This is a genomic window from Candidatus Tisiphia endosymbiont of Hybos culiciformis (assembly GCF_964030975.1).
Lineage (GTDB): Bacteria > Pseudomonadota > Alphaproteobacteria > Rickettsiales > Rickettsiaceae > Tisiphia.
Genome location: NZ_CAXIQH010000001.1, coordinates 1,410,059 through 1,424,546, shown reverse-complemented (window position 1 = coordinate 1,424,546; position 14,488 = coordinate 1,410,059). Strand labels below are relative to the sequence as shown.

Here is a 14,488-nt window from a genome sequence, read left to right as displayed (position 1 = left end):
TACTATAGCTGCACTATATGGTAGCGTAACTGCACGACTTTTTATGGTTAGCTATCACATTAATTAAAGATATTTTTATGTCAGAATTAGAAAAATTTAAATCAGAAATAGCTGATGTTGTTGGTGAATCAAAGGAAGGATTTGTAAAGGAAGTAGATCGCTTAAAAAGCCTGCTCAATTTTAGCTTTGATTCGCAATATGGTTCTGAACTTGCCGAGGCTGTAGAAAAGATGGGCATAAAACAAGACACAAGAATACAGGTATCTTTGGATGATGATACTACAAATGTAGTTTCATCAATTGAAAAAGATACTGGACAAAATTTGGGTGAGTTTAAAGGTAATATTGGTACCACTCTAAATGCTCATGGTGAACTTGCTAAAGGGTATGCTGCTGAATATCCTCAAGGACAACCTCATTTAGATAAATTTGGTCAGCAAGCTAAACAAATGGATATATTGATCGAAAAGTTACCTCATCACTCCTTGCAGGAAGTAACTGAACATATTGAAACTATTGCTACTATTGGGGCCGGGACAAACAAAATATATTCAAAATTGCAATCTTCATCAGATGATATAAAGCATACTATACATCCAGAGCATGTTATAACTATTAAAAATTTAGGGGCAGGGCTTAAAAAATATATTGAATCATTTGTTAAGTCACCTGAGGAACAAAAAGAGGCTTTTATTCAAAATGGTATGGGGACGATTCAAGCTATTGATAAAGCAAAAAAAACTGATGGATTACAAAACAGTAAGACTGCATTAGAAAAAATATTGAACAAATTGCATAGTACAGAAACAGCTGGTTCTAAACTATATCACCGTCTGATAAAAGTTCTACAGAAAGACGATATATCTGTAGGCAATACCATTAAACCTGACACTACTCCTTCTAACATACAGCACTCTAATAGAGATAAGGGGCGGTAGGGTAGGTTTAGTATTTTCGCTCCAATTCTTCATACTACGTCATTGTGGGTAGGAGTGAGCTGACGAAACGATCCTGTTTTGTGTCATCCTTGCGAGGTTTAACTTGTCCTCCCTGCGAAGGCAGGGAGGGATCTTAGATTCCCGCCTACGCGGGAATGACAACTTACAATTTTATGTCATCCCTGCGAAGGCAGGGATCTAAAATAGTGGACAAAAAGACCTGAGATATTATAGAGTTCCCCCGTCAAAAGTCTAAAGATACAACATCTGCTATGTTTAAACAAAAAGGATGTTATTCCTGCGTAGGCAGGAATCTATAATATCTCAGGGCTTTTTGTCCACTATTTTAGATCCCTGCTTTCGTAGGGATGACAATCTTGGTACTGTGATTAGGTTATAAAAACTTTGTAAATCCATAAGGTTTTTGACAAAATAGGGTAAAAATCTTATGGATTTTGATGTGATTTTTAACCGCAAACATGTATTACCTCTAATACCTACAGCCTTTTTGACGGAGCGACTATAGATTCTTGCCTACGCAGGAATGACATCCTTTTTGTTTAAACATAGCAGATGTTGTATCTTTAGACTTTTGACGGGGGGCTATTTTTATTCTCACTAAAAAATAGCTTAAAATATAGATCAATTAGAAACCTTCACAGAGCCTAGGTAAATCTTTTTATCCAGTTATTTTGTTGCTCCATTAGCATCAGCACTAATACCATAAAAATCCCGTGCTCTGGTAATTAGTAGATCAAATTCTTGCTCATTAGGAGTTTGTGCTGTAGCTCCTTCAATGAATGTTCCACCAATTACCCCTACATCATCTGTAGCACTACTAGGCAAATGCTTTGGATGCATGTAAAAATAGCGGCTTGCTATTTGTCCTGATTGAGTTTTACCACTACCTAAATCAACTGAAATTAAATATTTCACATCTTCGGGATTCTGGTTTTTCAACATAATTAAATGTCCCTGACCAGGAACCATGGCATTATCATTATTAAGCTCTTTAGCTCCAAGACCAGTACAATCTACTATATATTTAGTGTTAATTTCGGCAAAGTTTTTAATTTTATTTTTAATAAATGTCACTTGCTGATTTTTTAAATAATTTGTTAGACTTGTCATCATTTTTGGCACGTTGATTAGAATTCCATCATCGTAAGCCACCATCTTTCTTGTGGTACCATTACCAAAATCAAGTATTACATCTTTGGCTGGTTGCATCACTTTGGCCGTTACATACGGTTCTAAGTCTGATCCTTGCCTATCGGGAAAATAAGCGGGCATTATAAAAGCTCCATCTATAAAATGGCTATATTGTTTTTTAGCAACAGAATAATAGAACTTATAAGAATCTATAGCTATTTTATCCATCAGTGATTTGGCATCTGATGAATCATCCATGAAAGAAGGTTTAAGCAATCCACCAGCATTATTAGAAGCCAACCCATCAAATTTCTCAGCAATAATAGTGATGTTGCTATATCCTTTTTCAATCAGATCATAAGCAGTAAATAATCCTATAACGCCTGCTCCAATAATAGTAATAGGAGTATCAGGCTTTAAATCATCTGCATATTCTGATTTTTGTAATAATCCATTAACATAAGCAATAGCTCCTGGAGCCAATGTCCAACCACTACCACTGTGACCATAATTATGGGCAATGACTTTATCGCCTGACTTAATAACACTCATATTTGGTATACCATGTCTGGTAGGGCGATAACAGGTAATTCTTTGACCAAGATTAACAGCTTCTAGTTTTAGTGGTACAATTTTCCGTATTTCAGGTTGTTGTTGAGCATATGCTGTTGATAACATAAATATTATAACAACAGCAAGATATTTAGAGAGAGTGGTAAACATATTAAACCTATTAAATTAATAGTATCATAACGCTTATTCCATACTAAAATAGATATGTTATAAAAGCAATCATAATTTTTAGTAGCCACTAACCAGGGCAGTTTAAAAGTCACAACTAATAGTAAAAAACCAGTTTTATTTAGGTGAGTAGTCGTCATTGCAAGGAGCCACAAAGCGGCTACGCGGCAATCCAAAAATTGCAGCGGTAAAAATAAAACAGCAAGCTGTTTATTTGGATCGCCACGCCACTTCGTGGCTCGCGATGACAACCACTTGTTTCTGCAATTTGGTATTTCTATCATTAGCTGCGACTTTTAAACTGCCCTGAGCCACTAAAGTTCTCCTCATAGTAATTGGACACCAATTTGCATTAATAAATACTAATCTGGTTAGCTATATAGTGAAACCTATTGAATTAGGTGATACAAACTTTGTGTCATACCTGCGAAAGCAGGTATCTAGATTCCCGCCTACGCGGGAATGACAACTTACAATAGTTATGTTCTTTATCACCTAATCCTATAGGTATAACTATATATGTTGATATTAATAGAATAATTTGCTATATATAGCAAAAATCCAAGCTATAGTAAAGGTGATTGAATTAAGTGCTATCCGTTATTCTAGCTATGGTAGAGAACTGAAAAAATCTAAGATATTATTGAAATAATTATATTAATTGCGGTCGTGGCGAAATTGGTAGACGCGCAGCCTTGAGGGGGTTGTTCTTAACAGAGTGGAAGTTCAAGTCTTCTCGACCGCACCAATTCTATATGTTTCAACTTAGTTGCCTTATAAAATCTAACATGTTAAAATAATCTGATTATATTTCTATAGCTAACCCGAATATCATTACTCTGTCATTGTGAGGAGTACGTAAGCACGACGAAGCAATTTTTGTGTCATCCAATTAGTGTTGTTGCCACTAAAGTGGCTCCTTGCTAATAGACGCCAGTTCGCTATGACTAAGTACTAATCTAGTTAGCTATATAACCTGTTATCCAGAATCTGTGCTAAACGAGGAGTTATGCAGAGTCAACCAAAAACTATGTTACCGACTATACATCAAAACCAATTTGATGCAACATTTGAACAGATTAATAATCTTCTGAATAATGATGAGGTTGGTAAAGCCGTGGAGATTATGACTAATCTCCATTATGCAGATCTTGCAGATTTCTTAGATAATGTAAATCAGAGAACATATAAAATAATTCTTCCCTTATTACAGGATACACTAAAACCTGAAACTTTAGTGCAGCTTAGTGTAAGTAGAAAACCATTGATAATCCAAAATTTAGGTATAGAGAAAACTGTACATTTAATTAATCAACTTGCTATAGAAGATGCTGTTGAAGTTATAGAAGATCTTGATGATATAACAAAGGAAATGATCTTAGATAATCTCAAAATAGAAAAAAGACAACAAATTATCGAAGGGTGTACTTACCCTGAAGATACTGTTGGTAGAGTAATTGAAAGACATTTTGTATCATTTCAGGAAGATTGGACAGTAGCCAGAGCTATAGATTTTATTAGACAGCAACATATAGCCCAAGATTTCCATGCTGCTATTGTAACAGATAGTAAATATCGACCTATAGGTAGTATACTCCTAAGCACTTTACTTAAGCATAAAGGGGATGAATTAGTAAAAGATTTGATGAATCCTGAATTTAAAATTACCGATCTCTTTACTAACTTAAGTGAGTTAAGTTTTATTTTTAAACAATATGCTTTAACAATTGTACCAGTGGTCAATAAAAGTGGTAAATTAATAGGTACCATTTCAATAGACAATATGCTTTACATCATCGAAGAACAAACAGAAAAAGATATAATGTCACTTGGTGGCGTTCATACTCAAGATACATTTTTCAATCTATTTTATACTGTAAAACATAGATTCCCTTGGTTATTTGTTAATTTAATTACCGCCTGTATGACATCGATAATTATTAATCAGTTCAGTGTGACCATTGCCAAATTTATAACATTGGCAGCTATCACGCCTATTGTTGGTTCTATGGGAGGAAATGCTGGCACTCAAGCCATGACGGTGACAGTTAGAGCCCTTGCCAACAAGGATATTCATCATAGTAATGTGTTGAAAGTAATCCTTAAGGAAGTAGTTGTCTGCGGATTTAACGGTTCTATATTGGCATTAGTTGGGGCACTGTTAATCTTAGTAATGCTTTCTGATCCACAGATTAGCTTAATTTTTTCTATCGCCGTTATTCTAACTTTCTTAATTGCCGGTCTTTTTGGCTCGGCAATACCGATTACTCTACATTATGTAAATATTGATCCTGCAACTGGTTCAGGTGTATTCCTGACTACCATAACTGACTCATTTGCATACTTTACATTCCTAACTTTAGCTTGTATCTTTTTGATATAACATCGCTTTGTTGTTTATAACTAACCCGAATAAGTTCTTGAGTCCCTAAGCATCATTGCAAAGAGCTGTATACTTGCAGCAAAACTGCATAACTCTATTAAATTTTTTTGGTAGTATGAATTTATTTTATAAATTTGGGTTCCTACTATGCAAATATCACCGATTAGTAAAAAAACTGGTTGAAAAACTATCAGTTATACTATAACATTTCAATTATTAAACGTAATGAATGAATCAAAATGAAAAAGCCAAAAGTAGCGACCTTAAGTGCTGAGGAACGAGAAGAACTAATACAACATATTAAGGCAAGTTCATTAACAGGAGATGATCAGCAAGCGGTGATAGAACTTGTGAAATTTTGTAACGAACTAATAGACAAGCTAGCATCATCAAACATCAGTATAAATAAGATTAAGGAGATGATGATTGGTTTTAAGGCAGATAACAAAAAAAAGATAGTTCAGATTCATTAAAAGAACCACCGAGTGAATCTGATAATAAGAATGGTGGTAATGAAGAAGAGTACGATGAGTCCAAGAAGAGAGATCGCAGTAATTGGCAAGGTAAATATGGATTTGATGATTATCAGGATGCGAATACCAGCTATTTATCTCCTGAGAATTTTTGTAGTGGTGATAGCTGTCCTCACTGTGATAATGGTAAACTCTATAATAGTGAAGCTAGAAAATTGCTACAATTTACAGGTAATGCTCCAATTACAGTCAACAGATATGTAAAGAAAACGTTACGCTGTAATGCTTGCGATTATACAGTTATGAACAATAAAAATATCAACAAATGGACAAATAGTAGCAAAAGTGCAATAGTGTTACAAAAGACCTACGGTACTCCCTTCTATCGTTTATCTAGGTTGCAAAGTTTAAGCGGGGTTCCTGTATCCCATAGCTCGTTGTGGCAACAATATTTAGATGTTTGGCAAGAAGGTGGTGGAGCTGAAATTTACAGGGTATTATTGGAAATGGCTGCCGAATGTAGTTCACTGAACCTTGATGATACTAGAGCCAGGATTTTAGAAATTACTGTAGCCAATAAAAAATTACGTACTCAAAATAAGAAAGGACGCAGCTGTTATACCACTACTATATGTGCTAAAACTACAAATAATGAGGTGATAGTTTTATATTTTACCGGTAATAAGCATGGCGGGGAAAATATTGGTAACGTACTAAAGAATCGTAAGAATAGGACTGATTCTATTCATTTAATGACTGATGCAAGTAACAATAATAACCCGGTATTATCAGAAGCAGATAAAGAATTACTGGCAATAATAGTGATGATCAATTGTTTGTCACATGGGCAGAGAAAATTTACAGAGAATGAACCATATTACCCTGAAGAATGCGGATATTTTCTCAAACAGACTGGTGGGATTTACCATAATGAACATCAATGTAAAGAGATGAGCCTTGAGGAAAAGCTGAAGTACCATCAGGAACATAGCAGTAAATATATAGAAAACATATATAACAAAATAGACGAATTATTTAACGACAAGAAAGTTGAGCCTAATAGTAGGTTTGGGCAAGCTATGAAATATTGGTTAAATAATAAAGAAGGTTTGACGCAATTTTTGAAAATTCCAGTTAGCAGTCTTGATAATAATTGGGCTGAGAGGTCACTACGTACCATTATTTTACAAAGGAAGAATTCATTATTCTTTAAAACAATCAATAGTGCTGAGATACATAGTGGTCTGTATAGTATAGTAAAGACTTGTAGTGAGAACGAGATCAATGCCTTTAAATATTTAAATTGGCTGCAAGAGCAGAGCAGCAAAGCAAAGAAGCATCCTACGAATTATACGCCTTTTGCCTATGCAAGATATATAAATAATACGGAATTAATCGAGACGGCAGCTTAAATGACAGGAAGCCAATCATTAGAGAGTTTGGCAGAACTAGGATCACCATTATGAATAAGAATGTGTAAGGTTCTATAACAAATCTGATAAGATGAATTATCAGATGGGGAAAGTTTTGCCGTAAATTTACCTTTGGATAGGCGTTTAGAGCATAACCAAAAGCCTTGACCATCAAAGGACAAAATTTTAATGGCAGTTCTGTTTTTATTATAGAATAAAAACAAGGAACCATTAAGAGGGTTGGAAGAAAGTTTTTGTCTGCAAACAGCTATTAAACCATCGATACCCTTACGAAAGTCGATGGCAATAGTGGCAACAAAAATAACTGACTGAGGGGTTAGTTGCAGCATAGAAATGTCTGAATTATGATTTTTGGATCCAATGTTTGGATAATAAGCTTGGTACCATTTGGTTTAATAATGTGGCAAGTGTAGTAATTTTGTTTGGGAGTAGCCACAGGATCAGTATCTATAGAATTTACTAGTTGAAATGGAAGGAAATTAATATCTTGTTGCAGTTTTGCTGCAAGTATACGTTGAATTGAACTAATTATTGTTTTATTAATATTGAGATGTTTGGCTATATCTTTGCAAGAATAGTGATGGAGTAGCTGGCGAACTAATTCCTTTAGATGGTTTGGTATGGGATCAAACTTGTTAGTTTTAGTTTGACGCCAGGCTTTAAATTGCTGAGCTACTTGCTCAATAGTAATTGATGGTATTTGCATAGTAGGAACCCAAATTTATAAAATAAATTTTATACTAACAAAAAAATTAGATAGAGTTATGCAGTTTTGCTGCAAGTATACCGAATAAGTTCTTGAGTCCCTAAGCATCATTGCAAAGAGCTGCTTTAGCTACAATTGTCGGAAATTAGCAATTTATGAAGATTTAGTAAATAAATTTATTTTAATTTAGTTTTAATATATATGCAGTTACAAGAAAAAATTTATGTTTTTTTATGCACTTTATTTGTTGTGTTAATAGTAGTTAGCAACTTAGTATATCAGAAATTTGTTTATTTACCTATTTTCTCTATTTATACCTTTGAGCTATCTGTTGGAGCAATTTTTTATCCGGTCACTTTTCTAATAACTAACTTAATATCAGAGTTTTATGGAAAAGAAAAAGCACAATTTTGTGTCAGATTGGCAACTAGTATAAATATTTTAGTATTATGTATTATCAGTTTAATGGGTTATCTACAAGCTACTACCTGGTCAAAAATTGATAATAATACCTTTGATTCTGTATTTGGAGCATATAGCGTATCACTATTTGGTTCAATAACAGCTAGTTATACAGCTCAGATGATAGATATAAGGCTTTATTTACTGATTCGCAAACTTACTAATAATAAATACCTTTTTCTAAGAAATTTAAGTAGTGCGGTATCGTTATTTGTTGATACATCGATTGTAGTTATCTTTGTTACAGTGATTGGGGTTGTGCCTTACGAACAAATGATATCTTTAATATTTAATAGTTATTTATTTAAACTATTTTTTACCATAGTAACTACCCCAATATTTTACTATGTGGTGCATTATATCAGGACTTTATTTTATAGATAACTTTCCTATATTAGTTGGAATTTGTAAATCTTTTTAGTTAGGATGCAATAAGAATTTCATAAGAGCAAAGGAAAATTTACTTTTGTTTAATAACTTGGGAATGTTTTTTTAGTAGATAATTAAATTCTGCACCATAGATAAAAATCATGCTAATAATATAAAAGAACATTAGAGTTACTATTATACTACCAAGCGAACCATATATTATGCTTAATTGGTTAGAATATATTATGTAAGTAGATACTAAATATCCACTTAGCACCCATAAAATTACTGTTAATAAAGCTCCAGGAACCACCTCTTTAAAATTTAGTGTTGCATTAGGGACTATATAATATAGCGATGATGAGGTAATAAATAATGAACAAAAAAGTATAATATATCGCAAAATGCTTAGAGTGAACGTATGTTCTTCCATTATTTGTAAGATTATCGGTAATTTTGTTAATATTATTGGCACTATAATTAGAATAAACATAACAAAAGTAACGAATATGCTGATTACTAAGAACTGTACTATGCTAAGTAATCTTCGTCTTATGTATGGAGGCGGTGATTTGATTTCATATACCCTATTCAGAATTGTTCTTAAACATTCCACACAAGATGATGCGGTCCATATACTTCCCACTATCGCTAAGGTCATTAGACTTTGAGGAGGCGTTTTACCAAGTTCATTTATCCTAGTTTTTATTGAATCAGTAGCCAGTTCTGGCATATTCTCAAGAAAAATAGCTATAAAGTTCTTCCCGAGTTCGGAGGCTCCAATAAAACTTGTTAGTGCTAATAAGAAAACTAAAAAAGGAAAGATTGCCAGAAGTATCATAAATGACATATACCCTGAATGTTCAACACCATCATGTTCAATTGTTTTTAAAATTGCCTGATATAGGCATTTTATAATTCTTTTCATCAACTGGCTTTATTTTTCTTTATATAGTTTAAATAACGACGAACAATTATCGTCTAAACGGAACAGGCACCATATTCTCATACTCCCTTGTCATTCTCACACTCTCTTGTCATTCCCGCGTAGGCGGGAATCTAGATACCTGCTGCAGGGATGACATCACAGTTTTAGTGCCATTCCCACACTCCCTATGTCATTCCCGCACTCCCTTGTCATTCCCGCGTAGGCGGGAATCTATAAAATCTCAGAGCTTTTTAGCTCCCCACATCATTATTTATGACATTTAGTAAAGAGTTTTTTAAAGCAAGAGCATTTTTATTATATTTTTTAATGAACTCTGGTAGTTTGGAGCATATTATATCAATATTTTGTTGAACCTTTTCTATTGCTTTAAATATGGTTAACGGACAATCAACACGATTAACAGTTAACATATCACGCAAAAATTGATCATCATAAACATCTGCTGTAGGCCCAACTAAGCAAGGTACTCCTAAACTTAGACTCTCTAAAACTATCATGGGTGAACATTCTGAATTAGTAATGTATAAAGTTAAATTAGTATTGGCAATAAGTTTTATTAATTCTTGATGTGGTAATTGCTCAGGAAAAACTTTAAGTTCTACATCCCTCATCATCCAAGAAACATGTCTGTTGGCATTAAAATAGAAATTAGTATAACAAGAGATCTTATCTTTAAACATACTTATTGCTGCAAATTGAGGATAGAGATTCTTGAGCCATATGCTAGAAGCACTCCATATACCAATTGTAAATTTACTATTTTCTATGGCACTCGTCTTTCTTTCCAACGGGGTTGGTATGAAGTTTTGTAATAGGTAAGACTGGATGCTATTAGTTATCAAAAATTGTTCTAAACCTTTTTTCAGGGTGATAATAGCTTTAATTTTATTGTGCTGATACAAATTCAACCATTTATAAAAATGTTGGCAATGATGAGAATCTACCCATTGGGCAGGGGAGCCATGCCATAAAAAATAAATATCTAAATAATTATCACCCTTAAGCTCCTGCAATTTTTCTACTAATTGAACATGAACATCAAGCCCACCCGATATAACTAATTTCTTAATGCCTGTCTTTATAATTAACTGTGCTATTTTTGTGGTAATATTATTAGGTGAATATGAATTAATATAATTTAGCAAAACGTTTGATTCCTCTATAGGGAAAGGAATTGTTTGATTAAATAGTTCCTTAGTAGAGTTAGCGACCCCAGGAAAAGCCCTAGAATAGATTACGTAAATATCGTCAATATCTTTTTGTTGTCCTTGATATTTGATTATAAAATTTTTAAAATTCTCATAATCATTTTCTGAAGAGCAAGAATAAAGCATTGTAATTATTCGTCTAGCAAAAAACCTAAACCAAGAATATTTTAGAAAGAATCGTGCTATCTTTTTTACAAAATGGATAGAAAGGATCCTGTTGATAATAGAGGTAGATTTCCCCTTATTAACAAGGTTGATATCTCTTAAAATTTGTTGCTTTGTTTGTAGCTTATGTTCTTCTCTATGATTTTTTACTGAATCCTCTACAAATGAATACCATAAGTTTTGTGCTTGAGTTTTATTAGCAAAGATTTTTTGATAAGCAAGAAAGTTTTGTTGTTTAATCTTGGTTAGTAATTCTCTGTCAGAATTTAATTTTTTTATTGCATCCGTAAAATACGAATATTTTCTGTTAATTATAAACTCATGCTGTATATCAGGTAACAGCTCCTGAGCAATCCCTACATCAGTAGTGATAATTGCACAACCAAATGCCATCGCCTCAATAAGTGTCAGCGGTGTTCCTTCTTGCACGGATGCTATTAGCAGAATGTCTGTTTCCTTTAGAGTATCCCAAACTTCTTGTTTCGAGTGTAGTCGCTTATTTTTATCTATTATACATCTTTTGACATGAATTTTCTCATTCTCAAGCTGTTCTAGGGCTGGTATAATTACCGTTTTTAGACCTTTGTAGTCCCGAATACTACCACACCAACTTCCCCAAGCACTATTACCAATCCATGTGACAACTAACCTATTAGTTCCTAAATCAAATTCAGGGGTACTTTTCGAATCTAAGATTAATACATTATCATAAATTACTTGACAAGGTTTTGGGTATTCTGTGGTTTTTGCATAAATATCATATAATCTTTTAGAGCTAGTGTAGTAGTTGTCAATAAATCGAAAAGTTGGTAAGTTTTTTAATATTTCGCCTTCATTTTCCATAAATAGATGATCAGGTATGCTAATGGTAATGGCAATATTTAATAATTTTTCAATATTGCTATTAGTGTTAATACCATCTTCTGCTATAATTTGCAGTAAGTGCGTTAAATACCCACGATAAAAGAAATGTATTAATTTAATAGAATTATATTGGTTTAAGCTAATTATAAAATCCTCGCATGTTTTATAATCACAGCTATAAATTATATGACAATCATATCGATCATTTAGCAAAGATTGAACATATTGAGCAACGCTATCAAAAGCCCACCCCTTAACATCAGCTACTAAAATCAAGGTTTCTTTTGAATTCATAAATTTACGCTAAATAACTCTAATAATCCACTTTCTAACTCATATGTTGCTTTATAATTTAAAATATGCCGAGCCAATTCTGGACTGCCAACGGAACTATTTACACTACCAACTTGACTTGGTAGATATTTTATTCCTTTGACAATGGCAATTTTATCAATTAGCTTAACAAGTTCATTTATAGAATAGGCACGTCCCGTGCAGACATTTATTACTGGAGCCGATGATGCCGCAATAGACAAAGCTCTAACGCACATATTTGTTACATCTGAAACATGTATAAAATCACGACTTTGATTTCCATCACCAAAAATCACCAACTCTTTACCATCTTTCACTTGTTCTCTAAATATTGATATTACACCAGAATAATCAGAATTTTTAGGTTGTCCTTTACCATAAACATTAAAGAAGCGTAAACCACAGCTTTTAAGAGATTTAATCTCACCAAAAGCCTTAGCTTGTAGCTCACAGGCATATTTATCCACTGCATAAGGAGAAAGTGGACTTACCTTACCATTTTCTTGTAGTGGTAAATCACTTACCGCACCGTAGACAGCAGCGGATGAGGCATAGATCACAGGAATATTTTGTTTACTTGCCTGAAGGAATATATTAATGGTTCCCGTTAAATTCACTTGATGGCTGTAATGCCAATTGTTAATTGATTCCTGCACATTTGCCACTGCTGCAAGATGAAAGCAACCATCAATATTTCTGAATAATTTTTGTAAAATATCTTGGTCTAAGATGCTTCCTTGAATAAATTCAACATTCTCATAAACCGAATAATTGAAATTGCTAGTTGAAAGATTGTCTAATATAACGACTTTATGTCCTTCTTTTATTAGTAAGTTAACAAGGTGTGAACCAATGAAACCAGCACCACCAGTGACTAAATATCTTGACATATATTAATAATAAGTTTAATTCATTTATACTCAAATGGTTTGAAGAATTGGCTCCTGCAAATACTTGCGAGGTATTCGTGTACTCACTCCTTGTTTATTGCCCACATTCTCCAAATCGTTTGAGTATACTATTCTGCTGTGAGTGTATGCGTTACATTATAGAGTTATTATAAAGAAAAATAAATGAAAAAAATCATTATTTTTACAAATACAGATTGGCACTTTTATAACCATCTTTTGCCAATTGCTTTGACCGCTAAAATGAAAGGATATGAAGTAAAGGTACTAACAAATATTAGTGAATTTAAAGATAAGATAGAACAACATGATTTGCCAGTAATTCCAATTTCAATAAAGCGGGGAAGTATTAATTTTCTTACTGATTTACTATTATTAATCAAGTTAATCAGAATATTAACTAAGGAAAAACCTGATATATTACATAATTTCACTATAAAACCAGTTTTTTATGGAAGTATCGGTGCCTTTTTGTGCAATATACCACAAATTATTAACACTTTTGTTGGTATGGGTTTACTGTTTATCAGTAATAATTTTTTATTAAAATGTGCTAGGAACATTATAGCTAGAATATTATCCCTAATAAGCTATTATAAAAGCATGTTATTTGTTGTACAAAATGATGATGATTTAGCTTTACTGGTGAAATTAGCTATTGCTCCTAAAAATTTAGTCATTAAACAATGCAGTGTTGGTATAGAAACCAAGAAGTTTCCTCTCCTACCAGAACCATTAGGTAATAAAATAGTAGTTGCCTTAGTGGCTAGAATGCTTATTGATAAAGGTATATATGAATTTATATATGCCGCAAAGATATTAAAACAGAAAAATATAGATGCTGAGTTTTGGTTAGTTGGTGAGCCTGAGAAAGGTAATAAACAATCAATCGCACAATCCATATTAGAATACTGTCAAAATCTAGGATATATCAAATATCTTGGGTATCAGAAAGATATAGAAAAAATCTGGGAAAAGGCTCATATTGCCGTGTTACCCTCCTACCGTGAAGGGCTAAGCCGCTCTCTTTTAGAGGCTGCGGCATATGGTAGAGCCATTATTACTACTGATGCTCCAGGTGGCAAAGAGTTAATACAAGACAAAATAAATGGGTTATTAGTTAAACCTCAAAATATAGAAGATTTAGCAATAGCTATGGAGATGCTAATCACTATGCCTTCACTGCGAAAACATCTTGGTAAGAAAATTCGACAAGATATTTTGGCAAAATATGACAACCAATTAATTTCCGAGAAGATGGTTAGTTTTTATAGCTAGATGTTTAATCCCAGAGTGTGATGGTGTATGTTAGGGTAATTACAAGGAGAAATATACAACTTCTGATTTTTTATACAAGCTAAATCTAAATAGCTTGACATGATAAGCCTAATAATATATAAGTTCTTAACCTTACCAATAGCC

General features: G+C 33.2%; 14 protein-coding genes and 1 tRNA gene. 8 read left to right on the top strand and 7 right to left on the bottom strand.

The window, feature by feature from the left end:
- Positions 1–77: 77 nt before the first annotated feature.
- On the top strand, positions 78–938 hold the full coding sequence (locus tag ACQH2P_RS07690; RefSeq protein WP_425363689.1) for a hypothetical protein: 861 nt from the start codon (positions 78–80) through the stop codon (positions 936–938).
- Positions 939–1,625: 687 nt separating this feature from the next.
- Here the strand turns inward: ACQH2P_RS07690 and ACQH2P_RS07685 are convergent.
- Positions 1,626–2,813 carry an FAD-dependent oxidoreductase gene (locus ACQH2P_RS07685; protein ID WP_425363688.1) on the bottom strand — a complete coding sequence of 396 codons (1,188 nt, stop codon included), beginning with the start codon at positions 2,811–2,813 and terminating at the stop codon, positions 1,626–1,628.
- Positions 2,774–3,115, bottom strand: coding sequence for a hypothetical protein (locus ACQH2P_RS07680; protein WP_425363687.1), 342 nt, complete (start codon positions 3,113–3,115; stop codon positions 2,774–2,776). Before ACQH2P_RS07680 ends, ACQH2P_RS07685 begins: the two co-directional genes overlap by 40 nt.
- Before the next feature lie 379 nt (positions 3,116–3,494).
- Here ACQH2P_RS07680 and ACQH2P_RS07675 point away from each other — a divergent pair.
- The 5 genes from ACQH2P_RS07675 to ACQH2P_RS07655 all read left to right on the top strand — a co-directional run bounded on the left by ACQH2P_RS07675 (position 3,495) and on the right by ACQH2P_RS07655 (position 7,099).
- Positions 3,495–3,579, top strand: a tRNA-Leu gene (locus ACQH2P_RS07675).
- Between the two features lie 261 nt (positions 3,580–3,840).
- Positions 3,841–5,214, top strand: coding sequence for a magnesium transporter (gene mgtE / locus ACQH2P_RS07670; RefSeq protein ID WP_425363686.1), 1,374 nt, complete (start codon positions 3,841–3,843; stop codon positions 5,212–5,214).
- Between the two features lie 239 nt (positions 5,215–5,453).
- Entirely contained in the window at positions 5,454–5,687 is a 234-nt protein-coding gene (locus ACQH2P_RS07665; protein WP_425363685.1) for a hypothetical protein, read from the top strand.
- A gap of 30 nt (positions 5,688–5,717) precedes the next feature.
- Positions 5,718–5,951 carry a hypothetical protein gene (locus tag ACQH2P_RS07660; protein ID WP_425362621.1) on the top strand — a complete coding sequence of 78 codons (234 nt, stop codon included), beginning with the start codon at positions 5,718–5,720 and terminating at the stop codon, positions 5,949–5,951.
- A 38-nt stretch (positions 5,952–5,989) separates the two neighbouring features.
- A complete protein-coding gene (locus ACQH2P_RS07655; RefSeq protein WP_425362670.1) occupies positions 5,990–7,099 on the top strand; it encodes an IS66 family transposase in 1,110 nt (369 codons plus the stop codon).
- Here ACQH2P_RS07655 and tnpB read toward each other — a convergent pair.
- The gene (gene tnpB, locus ACQH2P_RS07650; protein ID WP_425362591.1) at positions 7,096–7,449 is read right to left on the bottom strand and encodes an IS66 family insertion sequence element accessory protein TnpB; all 354 of its coding nucleotides are present in this window, start codon (positions 7,447–7,449) and stop codon (positions 7,096–7,098) included. The two genes, ACQH2P_RS07655 and tnpB, sit on opposite strands and share 4 nt — an antisense overlap.
- Positions 7,437–7,826, bottom strand: a complete 390-nt coding sequence (locus ACQH2P_RS07645; protein WP_425362660.1) for a hypothetical protein — start codon at positions 7,824–7,826, stop codon at positions 7,437–7,439. Before ACQH2P_RS07645 ends, tnpB begins: the two co-directional genes overlap by 13 nt.
- A gap of 201 nt (positions 7,827–8,027) precedes the next feature.
- Here ACQH2P_RS07645 and ACQH2P_RS07640 point away from each other — a divergent pair, with 201 nt between their 5' ends.
- Positions 8,028–8,672: a queuosine precursor transporter gene (locus tag ACQH2P_RS07640; protein ID WP_425363684.1), complete on the top strand. Its 645-nt coding sequence runs from the start codon at positions 8,028–8,030 to the stop codon at positions 8,670–8,672.
- A 76-nt stretch (positions 8,673–8,748) separates the two neighbouring features.
- Here the strand turns inward: ACQH2P_RS07640 and ACQH2P_RS07635 are convergent, their stop codons facing one another.
- The 3 genes from ACQH2P_RS07635 to ACQH2P_RS07625 all read right to left on the bottom strand — a co-directional run bounded on the left by ACQH2P_RS07635 (position 8,749) and on the right by ACQH2P_RS07625 (position 13,048).
- On the bottom strand, positions 8,749–9,585 hold the full coding sequence (locus ACQH2P_RS07635; protein ID WP_425363683.1) for a YihY/virulence factor BrkB family protein: 837 nt from the start codon (positions 9,583–9,585) through the stop codon (positions 8,749–8,751).
- 251 nt (positions 9,586–9,836) lie between these two features.
- Positions 9,837–12,137 (bottom strand): glycosyltransferase, encoded by a 2,301-nt coding sequence (locus ACQH2P_RS07630; RefSeq protein WP_425363682.1) that lies wholly within the window; start codon positions 12,135–12,137, stop codon positions 9,837–9,839.
- On the bottom strand, positions 12,134–13,048 hold the full coding sequence (locus ACQH2P_RS07625; RefSeq protein WP_425363681.1) for an NAD-dependent epimerase/dehydratase family protein: 915 nt from the start codon (positions 13,046–13,048) through the stop codon (positions 12,134–12,136). Before ACQH2P_RS07625 ends, ACQH2P_RS07630 begins: the two co-directional genes overlap by 4 nt.
- 183 nt (positions 13,049–13,231) lie before the next feature.
- On the opposite strand from ACQH2P_RS07625, the gene ACQH2P_RS07620 reads away from it, so the two are divergent.
- Positions 13,232–14,344 (top strand): glycosyltransferase family 4 protein, encoded by a 1,113-nt coding sequence (locus ACQH2P_RS07620; RefSeq protein ID WP_425363680.1) that lies wholly within the window; start codon positions 13,232–13,234, stop codon positions 14,342–14,344.
- The last annotated feature ends 144 nt before the right edge of the window (positions 14,345–14,488 follow it).